The sequence below is a fragment of the Nocardia sp. NPDC057227 genome, assembly GCF_042669725.1.
In the GTDB taxonomy this organism is placed as follows: domain Bacteria; phylum Actinomycetota; class Actinomycetes; order Mycobacteriales; family Mycobacteriaceae; genus Nocardia; species Nocardia asteroides_A.
On the sequence record NZ_JBHUXA010000013.1, the window covers coordinates 85,053 to 102,160 of the forward strand.

At 74.9% G+C, this 17,108-nt stretch carries 12 protein-coding genes; 2 read left to right on the forward strand and 10 right to left on the reverse strand.

Annotated elements, in window-relative coordinates:
* Nucleotides 1-20 precede the first annotated feature (20 nt).
* From ACFUJ1_RS19450 to ACFUJ1_RS19495, 10 genes are read right to left on the reverse strand one after another with little or no spacing between them, the layout of a single operon-like run.
* On the reverse strand, nt 21-2,093 hold the full coding sequence (locus ACFUJ1_RS19450; RefSeq protein WP_378647448.1) for a hypothetical protein: 2,073 nt from the start codon (nt 2,091-2,093) through the stop codon (nt 21-23).
* Complete coding sequence (locus ACFUJ1_RS19455; protein WP_378647450.1) at nt 2,093-3,988, reverse strand: type VII secretion target; 1,896 nt, start codon at nt 3,986-3,988, stop codon at nt 2,093-2,095. The genes ACFUJ1_RS19450 and ACFUJ1_RS19455 overlap by 1 nt, the downstream gene beginning before the upstream one ends.
* A 38-nt stretch (nt 3,989-4,026) precedes the next feature.
* A complete protein-coding gene (locus tag ACFUJ1_RS19460; protein WP_378647452.1) occupies nt 4,027-6,492 on the reverse strand; it encodes a hypothetical protein in 2,466 nt (821 codons plus the stop codon).
* 7 nt (nt 6,493-6,499) lie between these two features.
* On the reverse strand, nt 6,500-6,811 hold the full coding sequence (locus tag ACFUJ1_RS19465) for a hypothetical protein (RefSeq protein WP_378647454.1): 312 nt from the start codon (nt 6,809-6,811) through the stop codon (nt 6,500-6,502).
* Nucleotides 6,808-7,167, reverse strand: a complete 360-nt coding sequence (locus ACFUJ1_RS19470; protein WP_378647456.1) for a hypothetical protein — start codon at nt 7,165-7,167, stop codon at nt 6,808-6,810. The genes ACFUJ1_RS19465 and ACFUJ1_RS19470 overlap by 4 nt, the downstream gene beginning before the upstream one ends.
* On the reverse strand, nt 7,164-7,847 hold the full coding sequence (locus ACFUJ1_RS19475) for a hypothetical protein (RefSeq protein WP_378647458.1): 684 nt from the start codon (nt 7,845-7,847) through the stop codon (nt 7,164-7,166). Before ACFUJ1_RS19475 ends, ACFUJ1_RS19470 begins: the two co-directional genes overlap by 4 nt.
* Nucleotides 7,844-8,155: a hypothetical protein gene (locus tag ACFUJ1_RS19480; RefSeq protein WP_378647460.1), complete on the reverse strand. Its 312-nt coding sequence runs from the start codon at nt 8,153-8,155 to the stop codon at nt 7,844-7,846. Before ACFUJ1_RS19480 ends, ACFUJ1_RS19475 begins: the two co-directional genes overlap by 4 nt.
* On the reverse strand, nt 8,152-9,630 hold the full coding sequence (locus tag ACFUJ1_RS19485) for a hypothetical protein (RefSeq protein ID WP_378647462.1): 1,479 nt from the start codon (nt 9,628-9,630) through the stop codon (nt 8,152-8,154). The genes ACFUJ1_RS19480 and ACFUJ1_RS19485 overlap by 4 nt, the downstream gene beginning before the upstream one ends.
* A 19-nt stretch (nt 9,631-9,649) precedes the next feature.
* Nucleotides 9,650-12,055 (reverse strand): hypothetical protein, encoded by a 2,406-nt coding sequence (locus ACFUJ1_RS19490; protein WP_378647464.1) that lies wholly within the window; start codon nt 12,053-12,055, stop codon nt 9,650-9,652.
* Nucleotides 12,056-12,068: 13 nt separating this feature from the next.
* The gene (locus ACFUJ1_RS19495; RefSeq protein WP_378647466.1) at nt 12,069-14,219 is read right to left on the reverse strand and encodes a hypothetical protein; all 2,151 of its coding nucleotides are present in this window, start codon (nt 14,217-14,219) and stop codon (nt 12,069-12,071) included.
* A 230-nt stretch (nt 14,220-14,449) separates the two neighbouring features.
* Here ACFUJ1_RS19495 and ACFUJ1_RS19500 point away from each other — a divergent pair, with 230 nt between their 5' ends.
* Complete coding sequence (locus ACFUJ1_RS19500; RefSeq protein ID WP_378647468.1) at nt 14,450-15,865, forward strand: DUF4226 domain-containing protein; 1,416 nt, start codon at nt 14,450-14,452, stop codon at nt 15,863-15,865.
* Nucleotides 15,865-17,106 carry a transglycosylase SLT domain-containing protein gene (locus tag ACFUJ1_RS19505; RefSeq protein WP_378647470.1) on the forward strand — a complete coding sequence of 414 codons (1,242 nt, stop codon included), beginning with the start codon at nt 15,865-15,867 and terminating at the stop codon, nt 17,104-17,106. Before ACFUJ1_RS19500 ends, ACFUJ1_RS19505 begins: the two co-directional genes overlap by 1 nt.
* Nucleotides 17,107-17,108 lie beyond the last annotated feature (2 nt).

The following is a 17,108-nucleotide window of genomic DNA, read 5'->3' on the forward strand; positions in this document are numbered from 1 at the left end:
CGAGGTGCGGCACCCCCGCGTCAGATGGTGACGCTGACCGGGGGCGGTGCGGTGACCGCCGGCGGCATGGGGACGGGCGGGGTCGAGGGGGTGGCCGGGATCGGCGGCGCCTCCCCGGCGCCGGGCACGGCCTGCTCGCCGATCCCGGCACCGCCGGGGCGGGCGAAGCCGAGGAACTCGCCATCGGCCGGGTTGTTCGGGTCGAGCGGGACGATCTGCCCGTCGGCGACGATGTGCGGCACCCCGTCGACCACCACCACGAGCCCGGTGTGGTCCCGCCACTGCGCGACATCGCCGGTCCGGACGTCGTTGCCGTCCACAACGGTCCACGGATTGGCGGCCGACGACTCGCCCGGCGTGCCCACGTAGGCGGCCCTGGCGTCGCTGCCGTTGGGGTTGTTCAGCTCGCGCTGGATCGCCTCCGCCACCACCTGCGAAACCTGCTGCGTGCTCGGCGGTTTCGTCGGCAGCTGGACGTCGACCATGGACTTGTTGCCGAGCACCACCGGCGGCGGGGCAGCCGGGTCGGCGGTCACCGTTCCCGGCGGCGGGGCGGTGACCGGGTTCTGCACCTGCTGCACCGGCGCGTTCGGGTCCTGCCCCGGTTCCGGCTCCCGCTTCTCCTCGTCCTCTTCTTCGCGGTCGCGGTCGCGGTCCCGGTCGCGATCGCGGCCCTGGGACATGGACTGCATCATCTGTTGCATCATCATCATCATGGGCAGCTGCTGCATCATCTGATTCATGCCGGAGCCCGCCCCGCCGCCGGAGGAACCGCCGCCGGTCGTTCCCCCGCCGCCGGCCACGGTGGCGCCGCCGGTCCCGCCGCCCGCCGAACCCGCCCCGCCCTCGATCTCCTCGATCGCCGAGTTCAGCAGGTCGACGATCTTGTTGGAGCCGCCGGAGCCCGCGCCGAGCGGATCGGTGCCGAGCGCGGTGTCGGTGCCGAGCAGGTCGCCGTAGAGGCCGCTGAAATCCTGGGTTCCGGCACCGGGCGGCGTTGTGCCACCGGAGGTGTCGCCGTACTGCCCGCCGTTGTACTGCCCGTTGCCGTTGTTCTCGCCGCCGTACTTCGGCTCCTTGTCGTCGACGTCCTTGCCGCCCGCGTCGGCGGCATCGCTGACCTTCCCGATCTCGCTCTCCACGAAGTGCACCAGATCGTGCAGCACCCCGAGCAGGAAGTCCTCGGTGGCCGGGGGGAGTTTCGGGTCCCCCACCACATTGCCCTTGTCGTCGTACTTGATCTCCATCGGCGTGTCCATGACGACCTCGGGCACCTGATAGGCCCGGCGCGGCGCGAACAGCTTCTCGTTCGTGGAGTCGACCCGCGCCTCGATCGCCTTGAGCGCCGTCGCGGACTTGGCGGAGAGGTCGGTGGTGGTGACGTGCACCTGCTGGACCTTCTGGTACAGGTCGGCGTTGACCTTGTCGAGCCGGTCGGTCTTGCCCTGGTAGCGGTCGGTCATGCTGGAGTCGATCCAGGTGCCCTGCAGCCCGGCATCGGTGAGCAGCTGGTCGAGCGAGGGGTTGTCGGTCTCCTTGCCGTTGCCCCACAGCTCCCTGGCGCACGCGGTGATCAGGAAGTTCTCGCAGATGTCGATGTGCTTGTCCAGGTTGGCCGATGCGCCGTACGGGTGGTGCAGGTGCCAGTCGAGGCCGCGATCGGGGTCGGGTCCGGCGACCGTGCCGATCGGCTTGTTGTCCTTGTCCAGGAAGACCAGGCTGCCGTCGTTGTTCAGTTGGAGCCGGACCGCGCCGGGCACCTTGTCGGTCGCCCAGACCGGGAGCGACTGGTAGTAGGCGTCGGCCTTGAGGATGATCTGCCCGTCCGGGCCGATCGAGGCAGCCAGGATATTGCCGCTGCCCCGGTCGGTGGACGGGTTGGTGTTGGTGGTCGCGGACTCCCAGACCACGCCGTGCGGCCCGGTCAGCACCAGATTGCCGTTGTCGAGGGACAACTGGTATTTGCCGTCTTGGGATTTGATCGGGGAGCCGGAGAGGATCGCGCCCCCGGCATCGACACCGTTTCCGGGGGTGTCGCCCTTGGCGACGACCTTGTCGTCGATCTTCGGCTCGGGTGCCTTCGGCGGAGCCATCAGACCGACCGCTCCGGCGGCGGGGTGCTCGGGGCGGCGACCGCGCCAGCGGGCGGCCCGGCGACAGCGGGTGCGGTGACCGCGCCCGGCGTGGCGGCACCGGCGGGCACGGCGACCCGCTCGGGCACCGAGACCGCGGCCGGGACCGCGGTGAACTGCGGATGCTCGGCGATCTGGCCGTGCGCGTAGATCGCGTCCCGCAGCGTCTGCCTGGTCGGCTCGCCCTGCAGCAGCAGCACCAGCTCGGTGCAGCGGCGCTCGAAGACCAGGTCGCGCAGCAGCGTCGTCACGGTGTCGACGCGCAGCTCGCCGAGCTCGACCCGGCCGACGTCGATGCGTTGCGCCAGCATCGAGGCGGCGAGCAGGTCGTCGGCGTCGCGCAGCTCGTCCCAGAGCCGGCGCGGGACGGTGCCGCCCGCCGTCAGCTCGACCAGGATCCGCTCGCGCAGCTGCCGCGCGGCGCGGGCGTCGGGCGGGGTGCGGCCCGCGCGGCCGGTGGCCGCGTTCGCGGTGACCGCCAGCTCCAGGGTGTGCGCCCGGAGCTGCGAATCCGGCACGGCCGCCGCGCTCTCCAGGCCGGCGATGGAGCCGGCCAGGCCGAGCCGGTCGGTGGTGTCCGGGGTGGGGACCCGCAGGTCGAGGTCGTAGGCGGGAGCGACGTGGTCGGCGATGGCGGTGCTGCCGAGCCGCAGCCGCAGCCCGGGGTCGATCGGCCCGGAGGAGGCCAGCGCGGAGAGCCCGGCATTCGCCTTGGCGCCCCAGGCGAGCGCGAACTCGGCGAGCACCCGGGCCGGGTCGGCGATTCCCTCCCACGGCGAGCCGCCGTGCTCGGGGGTCTCCAGCAGGGCGTCCCAGAGCCACGGGGTGGAGATCTCGCGCGGCAGGTGCAGCCCGGCGGGCAGCCAGCCGCGGCCCTCGTTGCTGGTGATGAAGACGCCTGCCCCGGCGGGGCCGCGCAGCACGGCGACGGCCCAGGTGGTGCCGACCGCCGTCTCGCTGGCGGCGAGCACGCCGGCGAGCAGCGTCCTGGCCAGCACCAGGTCGTCGTCGAGCGCGGCACCGACGACGTGGCCGGGCTCGGCGGCGTCCTGCTTGGCGTTCGCGACGGCGGCCGCGAACGGGGTCGGCACCGGCGCGCCAGGTACCGCGTCGGCCCGGTTCGCGCCGTTCTGCGGCCTGCGCTCGTCGGCTCCGGCGGCGAGCGGCGCGAGCGGAACGGGCGGGACGACACCGGTTCCGGGCGCCGCGGTCACGCCGGAGCCGGTCGCGGGGGCCGTTGCCTGGTCGGTGTGCACCGGGGCGAGCCCGGTCGCGCGGTCGGCGCCGCCGGTGTCGGCGCCCATGGCGGTGACCGGGGTGGGCGGGGTGACCGGGGTCGCGGTGGCGCCGGACGGCGCCGCGCCGTCGGAGCCCGCGCCGCCCGCCGCGGCCGCGGCGGGGGCGCTGCCGTTGGTCGCCGGCGCGGCGTGCACGGGTTCACCGGACGGCTGCGCGGCGGGTGCCGCGGACACCGGCGACTGGCCGGTGTCGGCGGTCACGGGGGCGGGGCCGGAGATCGACGGGGTGCCGGTCGACTCGCTGACCTCCGCGCCCGCGGTGCGGGTCCGCGCGGCCAGGTCCTCGTCGGTCTGCTCGTAGGTGTCGGCGGAGGCGCGCAGCGCGGCGGCGGTGTCGTCGTGCTCCCGCGCCAGGTTCTCCGCGGCCCGCTGCCTGGCGTCGTAGTACCGGCCGAGCGCGTCGTAGACCGGCTGCGCGATCTTGCCGTAGGTGGGGAGGAAGTTCGCCAGCCATTCGGCGGGCGGCTTCCCCCACTCCCTGGTGTCCTGGGCGATCCGGTCGTGCTGCGCGGCCAGTTGGCGCAACACCGCAGGGTCGATGTTCATGCTTTCCGGCATGCCTGCTCAGATCCTTTCCCGTACCGATCAACTCATTTTCAGCGATTCCCACCAGTGGGGATTCCGGTCCGGGCCGCATAGTCCGGATGCCCGATGACCTGGGCGTGCACGTAGATCGCGTCGCGCAGCCGCTGCCGGTCGGGCGGTCCGGCGAGCAACAGCACCAGCTCGTCGCAGCGGCGCTGGAAGGCAAGGGCGCGCAGCGCGGCCCGCTCCGGCCCGGAGCGCCCGTCGGGGGTCTCGGCGCGCAGCTCGCCGAGCGGAATCCGCGCGACGTCGGCGCGGCGGGCCGGGACGGCCGCGGCGATCAGGTCGTCGGCGTCGCGCAGCTCGGCCCACCACTGCTCGGGCACCGGCTGCCGGTGCCGCAGCGCGAGCAGGATCCGCTGCCGCAGCGCGGGCGCGTCCAGCGCCTCCGGTGCGTGCAGCCGCCTGCGGCCCACCCCGGTGTGCGCGTCCAGCGCCGCGCTCAGGCAGCGCGCGCCGAGCTCCGGCTCCGGCACCGCGGCGGCGCGCTCCAGCAGCGCGGGGGCGCCGGTCAGGCCGAGCCGGTCGGTGAGCCCGGGCCGGGCGGCGGTGAGGTCGAGCGCGGCCGAGGCAGGCACCTCGCCCGCCAGCGCCACCTCGCCGAGCTGCCCGCGCAGCGCGGGCGCGATCCGCGCCGACGAGGCGAGCGCCGAGAGCCTGGCCCCGGAGCGGCGGCCGAGCGCGAGCCCGAACTCCGCGAGCACCCGCGCCGGGTCGGCGATGCCCTCCCAGGCGAACCCCTCCGCGATCTCCCACACCCACGGCGTGGAGACCTCGCGCGGCAGGTACAGCCCGGCGGGCAGCCAGCCCCGCCCCTCGTTCGAGGTGACGAAGGCGCTCACGCCGGACGGTCGGCGCAGCACGGCGACGGCCCAGGAGACGCCGAGCACCTCCGGGGTGGCGGCGCGGATGCCCGCGAGCAGGGTGCGGGCGAGCACCAGGTCGCCGTCGACGCACTCGCCGAGCACGAACGACGGTTCGGCGGCGAAGAGCATGGCGGCGCCGACGGTCTCGCGGATCAGGTCGTCGCTGCCGCCGGAGCGGCCGGAGCGGCCGCGCGGGATGGGCGGGAGCGGTCCGGGGGAGGCCGGGCCGCCCTGGCCGGTGGAGACGCGGGGTGGTCCGAGGGTGCGGCCGTCCGCCGCTGCCGCGCCGGCGGACCGGCCGCCTTGCCCGGCCCCCTGCCCGGTGCCGCCTGTCGACGAACCCGCGGCACCGCTGCCACCGGCCGCTCCGGAACCGGCACCCGCCGAACCGGCCCCGGAAGCCCCGGCACCGACCGAACCGGCGCCGGGACCGGGCGCACCGACGCGGCCTGCTCCGGACCCGGGGAGCCCGGCGCCGGGCGCTCCGGACTGCGCGAGAAACGCCGGTAGGGCCCCGAACGGCACTGCGCCGGGAGCGGATCCGGTATCGAACCGGGCGGGGTCGGCGGTCTCGGCACCGGGACCGCCCGCGAGCGTCGCGGGGTCGAAGCCCACCGCGCGCTCCCCCGGCCCGGACCGGGCGGCGGCCACAGCGGGCCCGCTTCGATCCAGGTCCTCCCCGGCGTTGGCACCGGGGTGCGGCGCGCCGCCCGGCCCGGCACCCGACCGGTCGTAGGGCCCGGCCACGGCCGGCCCGTACCCGGCCCCGCCGGGCCCCGCCCCGCCCGATACCGGCGCGCCGGGCCCCGGCGCACCGGGCGCGGCCACGTCCGGCGCGGCCGCGGTCGGCTCGAACCCGCTCGGGACGACGGGAACCGGATCTCCGGCCCCGAACTCCACCGGGACCTGGGAAACCGGTACTTCCGCACCGGCCTCCGGCAGCGGAAACGCCACCGGCACCGAAAGATCGGTCCCCGGCTCGGGCGGCCTCCGGTCCCGCCGGCGCCCGGGCCCGCGGTGCCACGGCTCCCGCCCCGGCCGCCGCACCGCGCCTGGACTCCCCGGCACCCACGGCCCCGGCATGCCGAGCAGCTCCGCGATGATCTGCAGCCCGGGGAACCCGGAGGGCCCGGTCTCCCGCAGCGCGGCCCGCGCCACCTCGTCGACCTCGTCCCGCGCCTCGGCGATCAGCCCGGGGATGCGGGCCCGCTGTTCGTTCGCCGTCGCCTCGTCCTCGGCGTCGGCGGCGCAGCGGTTCGCGGTGGCGATCCGGGCGGTGGACCGGTCCACGATGTCCAGAATCCGGTTCCTGGTGCGGTATACGAGGTCGGCGAAGTCGCGCAGCACGGCGGCGGTGGCGAGCAGCGCGTCCGCGAAGGCCTGCGGGGTGCCGCGCTGGCGCAGCAGCTCGTCCTTGGCGAGGTGCAGCCCGGCGCTGGAGCGCACCCGCTCCTCGAAGGCGCGGCGGTGCTGCTCGGCCGCGCCGGGGTCGAGCCCGGCCGCGCCCGCTTCGGCGATGCGGGCCAGCGCGTTCCAGTCCGCGGGCGCGATGGCGGGCCAGTTGCCGCCGACGATCGCGGTCCAGTGCGGGTTGCCGAGGTCCGGTTCCATCGAGGGGTCAGCCGGCTCCGGTCCAGCGCGTCGCCTGCCCGCCCGCGATGTCGGCGGCGCCGAGCGCCCGCGCGGTCTCGGTGATCTGCCGCAGCGTGAGCGCGGTGCGGCCCGCGTCGTTGCGCAGCGCGCCGTCGAAGGTGTCGACGATCCAGCCGAGCCGGTCGGCGAGCACCCGATCGAGCGCCGAGCCGGGGCGCCGCGGCGGCTCCAGCTCCCCGGTGACCAGGGTGACCAGCTCGCCGACGGTGTCGATGGCGGTGGTGAACCCGGTCGCGGCGGCGATCACCTCGTCCGGGTCGTCGATATCGAGGTTCACGAGCGCGCCCTGCCGAATTCGGCCGCCTCCAGCGCCCGGTAGGACTCCTCGGTCGGCAGGTCGAAGGAGTCGACGGTGTAGGGCCGCGTGCCCTTGAACTCCATCTCGGCGCGCAGCCCGACCCGCGACTTCTCGTGCGCCAGCCGGGCCACCCGCAGGATCTCCGCGGCCAGCCAGGGCTCGCCGTTCTCCCCGGCGTCGTCGGCGAGGTGCATGCCGACCACCTCGCCGTCCCGGTCGCAGGCGACGCCGACGGTGTGCTCGGGGTTGAACACCTCGTAGACGGCGTGCTCCCAGTCGGGTTCGGCCGGTTCCTGTGCGTCCTCGTCGTCCCGGAACACCGGTTCGTCGGTCATGCGTCCTCCTCGGGTGAATCGTCCAGCTGCCGCGCGAGCTCGGCCCACGGCTCGTCCGCGACGCACAGCACGTGCCGCAGCCGCCAGAACCGGCTGCCCAGGTACATCTCGCCGGTGCCGTCGGGCTCCAGGTCGAGGTGGTCGGGGCCGTCGTCGGTGGCGTTGAAGGTGATGGCGGTGAGCGGCGGGCGGTCGTCGTCGATGTTCACCAGGGTCGCGCCGCTGCCGGGGATGAAGCTCTGCCGCAACCGTTGGTTGTCCCCCGCCACCACCTCCGCGCTGTTCGTGGTGACCGAGACCGCCGGGTTCAGCATGAGCTGGAGCACCCAGGAGCGGGCCGCGAGCGCGGGCCGGTCGGCGTTGATGGAGAGCGCGAGGGTCGCGGCCAGATCCACCACGAGCACCTCCTCGGCGGCGGTGACCCCGACCACCACCAGCCGCTGCGCCGAGCCGACCGGGTGCGGCAGGTCGTCGGCGGCCAGCGAGGTCACCTCGGCGCCCTCCTCGCCGCCGCTCTCCGGGTGCGCGCCGACCCGGCCGGTGCGCACGTCGACGGTGAAGGCGCAGAAGTTGCGCAGCGCCTGGTCGGCGACGGCGGCCAGCCGCACCAGCCCCTCCTCGTGCAGCCAGCGCACGGTGTCGGCGACGGTGACCTCGGCGAGCTCGGAGCCGACGGTCACGAGGGAACCGTCTCGGCGGTGTCGTCCATGATGGCCCGGTACTGGCGGGCCGCGTCCGCGGAGCTCTCCCTGATCGCGGCCATGATCTCGGCGGCCAGCTCGGCGCCGGTGAACCGGGCGGTCGTGCCGGGCGCCAGGTACAGGTCGGTGAGGTGGCCCATGGCGTCGACCTCGGGGATCACCGCGCCGCTCGGCGACGGCCTGCGCGCCCGGATGGCGTCGATCCGCTCCCGCATGTCCGCGATCCGGTGGCGCAGGTCGCGCGCGGCGTCCAGCGCGGCCTGGACGTCGGGGTGGATGCTGCTCATGCGGTACCTCCGGAGGACGGTTGCTGGGTGGGCGGCGCCGGGGTCGGCGGCGTCACCGTCGGGGCGATGCTCGGCCGTTCGCCGATCACCGGGTCGGTGTGCGGGGTGTCGTCGACGTACATGAGCCGGTCCGGGTGCCAGGCGACGACCCGGTTGCGGTCGCCGCCCCCGCCGCCCTGGCCGCCGCCCATGCCGGGCGCCATCGGCATGTACGGCATGTACGGGCTGCCCGCGCGCGACCCGTTCGCCCCGGCCTGCGAGCCGCCGCCGAGCGGCTCGATCACCGAGGCGCGCGGCAGCCCGGCGGTGCTCGGCGCGGTGCCGGTGCCGCTCACCATGGGCATGGCGCCGACCGCGAACGCCGTATCGCCCGGGATCCCGGCGTCGACGCCCGGCATGCCGCCCGGCGCGCCGGGCGAGCCGGGGCCCGCGCCGGTGAAGCTCGGGATGCCGTAGTCGTCGGAGTAGTAGCCGTCGTCGTAGCCGTAGTCGTCGTAGCCGACGTCGTCGTACTCGTCGCCGCCCTGCAGTCCGTCCATGCCGCTCATGGCGCTCATCAGCGCGGGCAGCATGGCGCTCATCATGCTCGAATCGCCCTGCCCCGAGCCCTCGTCCGCCCCGGCGCCCGCGGCGGCCTGACCCGCGCCGACGCCGGACTCCACGGCGCCGGTGTACCCGGTGATCGTCTCCGCCGAGCGCGCGTTCTGCTCCTGGAACTCGGCGAGCGCCAGCTCGGTGCCGACGGCGTCCTTCGAGCGCAGCGCGGTGAGCAGTTTGCGGCGGGCGGCCAGGATCTCCTGCGGCGTCGGGTGTTTCGCCTTGGCCAGCCGGAACGCGGTGCCGTAGCTGTCGATGCCGTCGGCGAGCGTGCCGAGCCGGGCGCCGAGCCCGGTGAGTTTGCCGTGCTGGCCGAGCAGCTCGGTGCTCGCCGCCGCGCCCACCGGCGTCCAGCCCTGCAGCGTGCCCGCGGCCGCCGTCACCCCCGGCGCCGTGCCCGCCAGCAGCGTGCCCGCGAAATTGCGCACGGTGCCCGCGAATTCGGTGGCGCGGCCGGGGCCGGGGCCGGTGTGCAGCGCGCGGGCGAAGGTCAGCGGGTCGACCGTGGCGTCCGGCATGCCGCCGACCGGGGGCGGCAGCCGGATCGGCAGCGACACCACCTCCGGCACCGGGTTGACGGCCTGCTCGCCGCCGCTGCCGCCGAGCGCCCGGCTGCCATCGGCGTCGGTGGCGGTGTAGTCCACCGCCGCGGCCCCGACCTTGCTCGCGGTGCGCTGGATTTCGCCGAGCAGCCCGCCGAGTTCGTTGAGCAGCGAGGCGGCCTGGCCGTTCAGCCGCGGCACCGCCGTCGCCGAGATCGGGTCGGCGCCCGCGGGCACCACCCAGCCGCCCGGCATCGCCCCGCCCGCGTCGCGCGCGAGCGCGGCGAGCGCCGCCGCCGTGCGGACCAGCTCGTCGACATCGACATTCAGGACCATCGCTCCCTCCTTCCCTCGCTCAGACCACCGGTACCGCGACCGGGTCGCCCACCGGCACCTGCTCGCCGCCGCGCGGCGCGGCGGCCCCGACCCCGGGCGGGTGCGCGAAGCCGCCGAAATCGCCGAGCGGCCCGGTGGCATCCGCCAGCTCGGCCTGGAAGGGCCGCAGCTCACCCTGGACGATGACCTCGAGGGTGCCGCCCTCCTCGGCCGGGAAGACCACCGCGAGCGCGGTGCGGTCCGCTCCCGGCGCGGAGCCGCGCGTGCCGTCCTGCGGCGGCGCCACGTCGCCGCTCGCCGGGCCGCCGACGTTCGCGCCCATCGGCGGTGCGCCGGTGGACATCTCGGCCTTCGGCGGCTCCATCGGCCCGGTGTCGGCCGGGGCGGCGATCGAGACCCAGGTGGCGACGTCACCGGTCTGCATGGCGTACGGATCGACCCGCTCCAGCGACTTCACGTCGCTCCACTTCGCCGTGGTCTTCGCGTAGGCGGCATGCGCGTCGGTGTGCTCCCTGTCCGCGAACGCCGCGTCCAGTGCCTCCGCCACGGCGGGCCAGACCCGCTGGTGCCGCCCGTCCGGGAAGTCGTAGGGCACCTTGCCGTCCTCGCCGACGACCCGGGCCGGCGCACCGACACCCGGTTGGCCGGGGGTGGTGTTCGGCGCGTGCACGGCCGGATTCGCGCTCGGCGCCGGGGTCGTGCCCGGCGCGGTGACCTGCGGTGCGGGCGCCGCGACGGCGGGCGTGGCGATCGGCGGGGTCTGCACGGCGGGCGGCCTGATCCCGCGGTCCGGGTCGCGCATACCCCGGCCGAGGTCGCGGTCCTGGTCGGCGAAGTTCCTGCTCATCGCCTGCTGGGCCAGCATCGGGAGCAGCATCTCCATGCCCGAGCCCATGCCGAGGCCGGAGCCGATCCCGGACCCCGGGTTCACGCCGGGCACCGCGCCAGGGGTGATCGGCGTGGCGGGGGCGGGCTGGTTCGCCGACTGCGCGGCCTGCACCGCGCGGTCGAGCGCGTCGGCGGTGCGGCCGGAATCCGTGCCGGTGCCGGTGCCGGTCCCGTCGATGCCGGGCAGGGTGGTCCCGGGCGGGGTCGAGCCGCCGATGCCGGGCAGGCCGTAGTCGGTGGGCGAGGTGCCCGGCGCCACGATCGGCGGGGCACCCTGCCCCTTCGACTGTTCGAGCAAGGCCTTCAGCTGCTCGATCGCCTTGGTGTCGGCGGCCAGTTGCTCGGTGGTCTTCCTGTCGATCTCCTTGGCGAGATCGTCGGCGCTGACACCGCCCCTGCCGAGGGCGGTGTCGACATCGGCGAAGGCCTGGATGAGGAGTTCGGTGAAGTTGCCGCCGGGGGTCGTCGCGACCACGAGGTTCATACCGCTGATCAGGCCACCGATGCGCCCCTGCCCGGTTGCCTTGATCTGGTCCATCTTCTGATCGGTCGCTGTGATCACGGCGTTCTGGATCTCGGTGAACTTCGCCGCCATCCCGTTGAGCCGGTCGACCAGCTGCGGGTAGCTGGTGCCGACGGCTCCCGCGCCGGTGACGACCGGCGGCCGGAAGGGCGCGATCGCGGGCGAGGTCGGCTCGGTGCGCTTCTCCAGTTCGCCGAAGAGCCGGTAGCCGTCGGAGAGCGAGACCGCGAGCGAGCTCCCCACCCCCGCGTGCCAGTTCGCCAGCGCACGCTCCAACCCCTCCGGCTGCAGCAGGAACCCGGCGCCGATCGCCGGGTAGGCCGGGTCTCGGTTGAACGGCGGGGTCGGGTACATCGACACGTGCTCCCCGACCCAGACGAAGGTGACATCGGTGGGCTGCGCACCGGGGGTGTTCTCCCGGTTGAGGTCCCACAGCGAGACCGCGCCCGTCGAGACCCCGGCGACGACGAGCGCATGGCCCAAGCCGCCCTTGACCGCGTCGCTCGCGCGGGCGAGTGTGCCGAGCCGGTCCTTGGCCGCGTTCGGGGCGGCGCCCCGCTTGGCGAGCGCGTCCTTGTAGCGCTGGTAGGCCTCGTGCCGCGCCTTCTGCAGCGCCGTGTCCGACGGGTCCTTCTTCAGCGCGGCCTTGGCCAGGTCGAACTCCTTCTTGGCGTCGTCCGCGCCCTGCACCGCCTTGTTCAGGGCACTGCCAGGGGTCGTCCCGGCCGCCCCGTGCGCCGTGTACGCGGCGAGCTCGTCGCCGAGCTTCTTCGAGGCGCCGGCCAGGTACTTCTCGGCGCCCCTGGTCATGAAGTGGCCGGCGAGCCCGCCTGCCGCGCCGACGGCGCCGCCCGTCGCCCAGCTCTCGATATCGGTATTGCCGCTGACCACCTGGTTGACGACACCGCCCGCGGCGCCGCCGACGATCGAGGCCGTCCACTTGGGGCCGGGCAGGAACCGGGTGAGGGCCGCCGTCGTCGCGAAATCGGCCGCCAGGCCGAGGATCGTGGTCATCGCGCCACCCCGCCTATCCCGCGACCGTCAGCGGGGCGCCCACCTGCTGCTCGACCGGGCCGGGGCCGGGCGCGACCACGTCGACCCCGGCCGGGCGGTGGAACCCGCCGAAGGCGCCGAAGTCGAGCCCGCCGTGCTGGACGCTCTCGGAGAAGGGCCGCAGCTCGCCCGCGACGATCACCTCCGGCGGCGCGCCGTCGAAGGCGACGACGATGGCCGTGGTCACCCGCTCGGTCTCGCTCGCCGTCGTCACGGTGGCGCCGGGTCCGGCCGCGGGCAGCGGCGCCCAGCTGGCGACCACGCCGGTCGCCAGATCGGACGGGCCGACCGGCTCCCCCAACGGCTGCCCCTGCGGCGGCAGCGGGATCGCGGTGCGCGCGTAGGCGGCCCTGGCGTCGGTGCCCGCGTGGTCGCTGAGCGCGAGCGAGAGCGCGTGCGCGACCACCGGCGAGACCAGCTGGGTCCGGCCGTCCGGGAAGGTGAAGAGCTCGCGGCCGTCACCCGCCGTCGCGGCGGGCGGCGCCCCGGTGACCGGGGCCGACACCGTGCGCGCGGCGGGATTCGCCGCGGTGCTGCCCGCTTGGGCCTGGGCGCCCGGCTGCTGCCTGGCCGCGGCGGGCTGCTGGGACTGCGACTGCTGGCTCGCGGTCCGGTTCGCGGTCTGCGCGATGTCGGAGCCCCGCCGTTGACCGGGGCGCTCCCGGTTGCCGGTGCGGTCGGTGCCGCGGCCGGAATCGGCCATGGCGCGCTGCATCATGGCGTTCTGCAGCAGCGGGTCGAGGCCGGACGAGCTCGACGCGGGCGCCGCGGCGGCGGGCTGCGCGACGGTGGCGGGGGACACCTGCGGGCCCGCGCCCGCGGCGGGTCCGGCGCCGGTGGAGGTCCCGGTGCCGCCGGCGGAACCCGGCTGGGCCGAGGTGCCGGTGAGGTCGCCGGTGCGGGTGGCCATCGGGTCGGTGGTGGTGCCCGCGGGGTCGCTCCCCCACTCCAGCGGCGCCGGTGGCAGCACGGTGGTGCCCGGGTCCACCGTGACGGCGTCGCCGACCGGCGGGGTGGAGCCGGTGCCGGTGTTCTCGCCGTCACCCTTGGCGTCGTCGACTTTCGGGGCGGTGGCCTCTGGCTCCTTCGGCGGCGCCGGCGGGTCCTGCACCTCGCCGGCGAGGTCGCCGAACAGCGCTGTCGCCGCCCGCATCTCGGCCTCGGCCCGCGCGGTCACCGACTCCAGCACCGACAGCACATAGGTGTCCTCGGTGATCGCGCCGGAGCCGGTCTGCAGCCCCTCCGGGCTCAGCCGCTGCTCCTGCACCAGCGCCTGGATCTTCTCCGTGTCGGCCGGGTGCACCCCGGCCATGTCGGTCAGCGAGGCGATCTGCGAACTCAGCCCCTCGCGCCCCTCGGACACCTGCGCCGCGGTCTTCTCCACCACCCCCGCGACCGCCTCGTCGCTGCGCCGCAGCGATTCGTACAGCTCACCGAGGTACCGCACCCGCTGGAAGTACGAGGGGATGTTCGCCGCCTCCCCGTCGGCGACCGGCGCCGCCGTCCACGCCTTCGGCATCAGTTCGCGGGATTCGGCGCCGAAGGCCTGCCAGTTCGCGTGGTAGATGCCGGGCAGGTTGTTCCGGTAGTTGTCGACGACCGCGGACGAGAGCGAGAGCCCCTCCGGCAGCCGGGCCGGGTCCGGCATCATGACCCGCGGCATCTTCGGCGCCGCGGCCGGGCTGGTGATGTCGATGAGCGGAATCCCGCGATCGACCGCCTGGTACCGATCCCACTTGTCATCGAACGACCTGGCGAGACCGGGCCCGGACGCCGCACCGGCGAGCCCGGCGTAGGTGCGCCACGGCGCGACGTGCGCGCCGCCGAGGGCACGCGGGATCGTCGACTTGAAGAGCCCGGTCCTCGCCAGCTGCGTCGGTGCGGCCTTGGCCAGCGAGGCGCCCGCGCCGAGCGCACCCTTCACGCCGAACCCGGCGGTGGGGATCAGCCCGCCGATGGCGCCGAACGCGGCGCCCTCGGCCATCTCCTCCGGGTCCCACCCGCTCTCGAAACCGGCGACCAGACCGCCGATGATGCCGCCGACCAGCGCGCCGCCGACCGGGCCTCCCATCGCGTACCCGGCCATACTCGCCGCGCCGGTGAGGATGCTGCCCAGCAATGACACGACATTTCACCTATCTCGCGTGCGGGGTGTCCAGCGGTCCCGGCCTCCTGCGGATCGCCCTCTCGGGTCACCCCATTCTCGGCGATTCCCATCGGTGGGAATTCCGGCGGCGCAGGTACGGGCCAAGATTGGGGAGGCGTGCCGCCGAGCCCACCGGCCGACCAGCGAACGAGGAGGGAGCGCCGGATGAACCCCGTCCAGCTCCGGCGCGCGCGAGCGGACGGGCGCCGGTGACCAGCGCCGGGCTCCGGCCGCCCGGCGAAGGGGCCGAAGCGGTGGACGCCGAGGTGGTGGTGGACGAGACCGCGACCGTCACGGTGACGCCGTGGTCGCCGCGGGGTGAGCGCCGGGCAGCGGTGCCGCTGCGACCCGGCGCGCCAAGCGAGCCGCAGGCCACCCCGGTGGCCGCAGCGAGTCCGGTACCCATGTCGAACCCGCTGCCTGCGAGCTCGTTTCCCGCACTGGCGGGGATCACCGCACCCGCGACCCTGCTGCGGCAGGCCGCGCCGACCGGCACGGCCCTCCCTGCCCCGCTCACCGGCGCCGCCCCCGCGGTCGCACCGCCCGCCACCACCGGCACGGATCTCGCGCCGGACCGTACGCGAGCGGACGACGAGGCCGGCGAATCGGCCGAATCCGCCCCCGCGACCTCCGCGATGGACCTGCTCCCGACCCTCGCCGACGCCCTCGCCAAACTCGGCACCGGCACCGGGGCGACACCGGCCGCGAACATCATGGGGGCCGACCCGGCCGAAGCGGCCCCCGTCGCAACGGGATTGAGCCCCGCGGCCGAGCGCGCCCTGCAACTGCTGAAGAACCTGGCCGCGGCCTACGGCGACGGGGACACCAAGGACCCCGAGACCCTAGCCCTCCGCAAGGAACTCACCGGAAGCCCCGGCACCGGCAGCGCCGCCACCAACGTCGCGGCCCGCCGCCTCTACCAGGCCAACTTCGCCAACGCCTACAACACCCTCGACAACCAACTCGCCAACTACATCACCCGCACCGCGGGCACCACCAAAATCGACCGCACCGCCATCCACAACCTGCTCCGCGAAGTCAACATCGCCATCAACGAACTCGGCCCCCAGGCCTACACCAAACAAGGCCAGCAACAGGTCCACACAATCCTCACCGCCGCCCTCACCAAAGCCAACGCCATCGCGGGCGGCACCAACACGGGCAACACCGACACCGCCGGCTTCATCAACCAGCTCACCGCCCAATACCTCAACAACATCGCGGGCCGCAGGACACCGGACACCACCCCGGTGAGCGGGCTCCCCGGCGGCAAGGTCGGCGACTGGATCGCGCAGGCCGTGCAGATCCTGCGCGCCATGGGCTACGACACGAGCAAGATCGACCCGGCCGCGCTGGCGATCATCGCGAAGCACGAATCCGGCAACAATCCGAGTGCGGTGAACAACTGGGACAGCAATGCCGCGAAGGGGATTCCGTCGAAGGGGCTCATGCAGACCATCGGCCCGACCTTCGACCGCTGGGCGGTGGACGGCCACCGGAACATCATGAACCCGGTGGACAATATCGTCGCCGCCGCTCGCTATGCCATCAACCGGTACGGGTCGGTGAGCAATGTGCCCGGCGTGGTGGCGGTGCGGGCGGGCCGCAAGTACGTGGGGTACTGATGCCGGCGACCCGACCTCCGAAATCCCCCGACCGCCCGCCCGACCGGGCGCCCGGCCCGGGCGATCCGGCGCCGGGTCCGGACGATCGGACCACCGGCCCGGACGATCCGGCCACCCCCCGTGCGACGACCGCCGCCCCGGAGCGCCCGCGCCGAGCTGGCACCGCGACCCGCAACCCCACCCGCGCCCCACCCCAGCCACACCGAGCCGGCACCGCGGGCCCATCCGCCACCACCGCCGCCCCCGCCGCGAGCACCCCGGCGGCCACCGGAAGCACGGCCCCGATCCGCGCCGACGCCATGGCCGCGCAGTCCGGCGCGAGCATGCCCATGGCCGCCGCCGCGCTCGGCACGCTGGCCATGATCGCCGCCCAGTACGGCGCGGGCACGCCCGTCTCGGCCACCGGCCAGCCGTACGCGCCCCCGCGGCTCGCCGACGGCCGCCCGACCGGCCCGATCGCCTGGGACGGCGCCCTGAACTCCCGCTACGCCGCCGACAGCGGGATCACCGCAGGACAGGACGCCGCCGCGCAGTCCATGAACGCCGAACTGAACCGCATCCTGGACGGCGCCGTCGACAACTCGGTGCAGGGCAGGGCCGCGATCGGCGCGATCATCGCCGAGGTCAACACCGCGCTCACCGCGCTGGGCAGCGTCGAGAACACCGCGGTCGGCAGGCAACTCGTGATCGGCACGCTGGGCAACGCACTGCAGCGCGCCGGAACGGTGCTCGGCCAGGGGCAGGCCGCGGCGGCGCTCACCGCGGACCGGGTCGCCGGGCTGGCCGACCGGTACCTCCAGCAATCCGCGCCGCGCAAACGCGCCACCCAGCGCCCGGCGGTCGCGGCGGGCGGCACCGGCGGGCCGCCGCGCACCCGCCCCACCGGGCAGCAGGGGCAGTGGATCGACGAGGCCATGCGGGTGCTGCGCCAGCACGGCTACGACACCAGCCGGATCGACCCCGCCGCCATCGCGGCGATCATCCAGCACGAATCCGGCGGCAACCCGAACGCCATCAACCTGTGGGACAGCAATGCCGCAGCGGGCATCCCCTCCAAGGGGCTGATGCAGACCATCGACCCGACCTTCGCCGCCTACGCGCTGCCCGGCCACGGCAATATCTGGAACCCGGTGGACAACATCATCGCCGGGACGCGGTACGCGATCGAGCGCTACGGCTCGGTGAGCAATGTGCCCGGCATCGTCGGGCTGCGCGACGGCAGCGGATACGTCGGCTACTGAAC

Bases quoted from the DNA above. Each gene is read 5' to 3' on its own strand.
- ACFUJ1_RS19450 (WP_378647448.1), bottom strand. From the start codon at position 2,093: ATGGCTCCGCCGAAGGCACCCGAGCCGAAGATCGACGACAAGGTCGTC.
- ACFUJ1_RS19455 (WP_378647450.1), bottom strand. From the start codon at position 3,988: ATGCCGGAAAGCATGAACATCGACCCTGCGGTGTTGCGCCAACTGGCC.
- ACFUJ1_RS19460 (WP_378647452.1), bottom strand. From the start codon at position 6,492: ATGGAACCGGACCTCGGCAACCCGCACTGGACCGCGATCGTCGGCGGC.
- ACFUJ1_RS19470 (WP_378647456.1), bottom strand. From the start codon at position 7,167: ATGACCGACGAACCGGTGTTCCGGGACGACGAGGACGCACAGGAACCG.
- ACFUJ1_RS19480 (WP_378647460.1), bottom strand. From the start codon at position 8,155: ATGAGCAGCATCCACCCCGACGTCCAGGCCGCGCTGGACGCCGCGCGC.
- ACFUJ1_RS19485 (WP_378647462.1), bottom strand. From the start codon at position 9,630: ATGGTCCTGAATGTCGATGTCGACGAGCTGGTCCGCACGGCGGCGGCG.
- ACFUJ1_RS19490 (WP_378647464.1), bottom strand. From the start codon at position 12,055: ATGACCACGATCCTCGGCCTGGCGGCCGATTTCGCGACGACGGCGGCC.
- ACFUJ1_RS19505 (WP_378647470.1), top strand. From the start codon at position 15,865: ATGCCGGCGACCCGACCTCCGAAATCCCCCGACCGCCCGCCCGACCGG.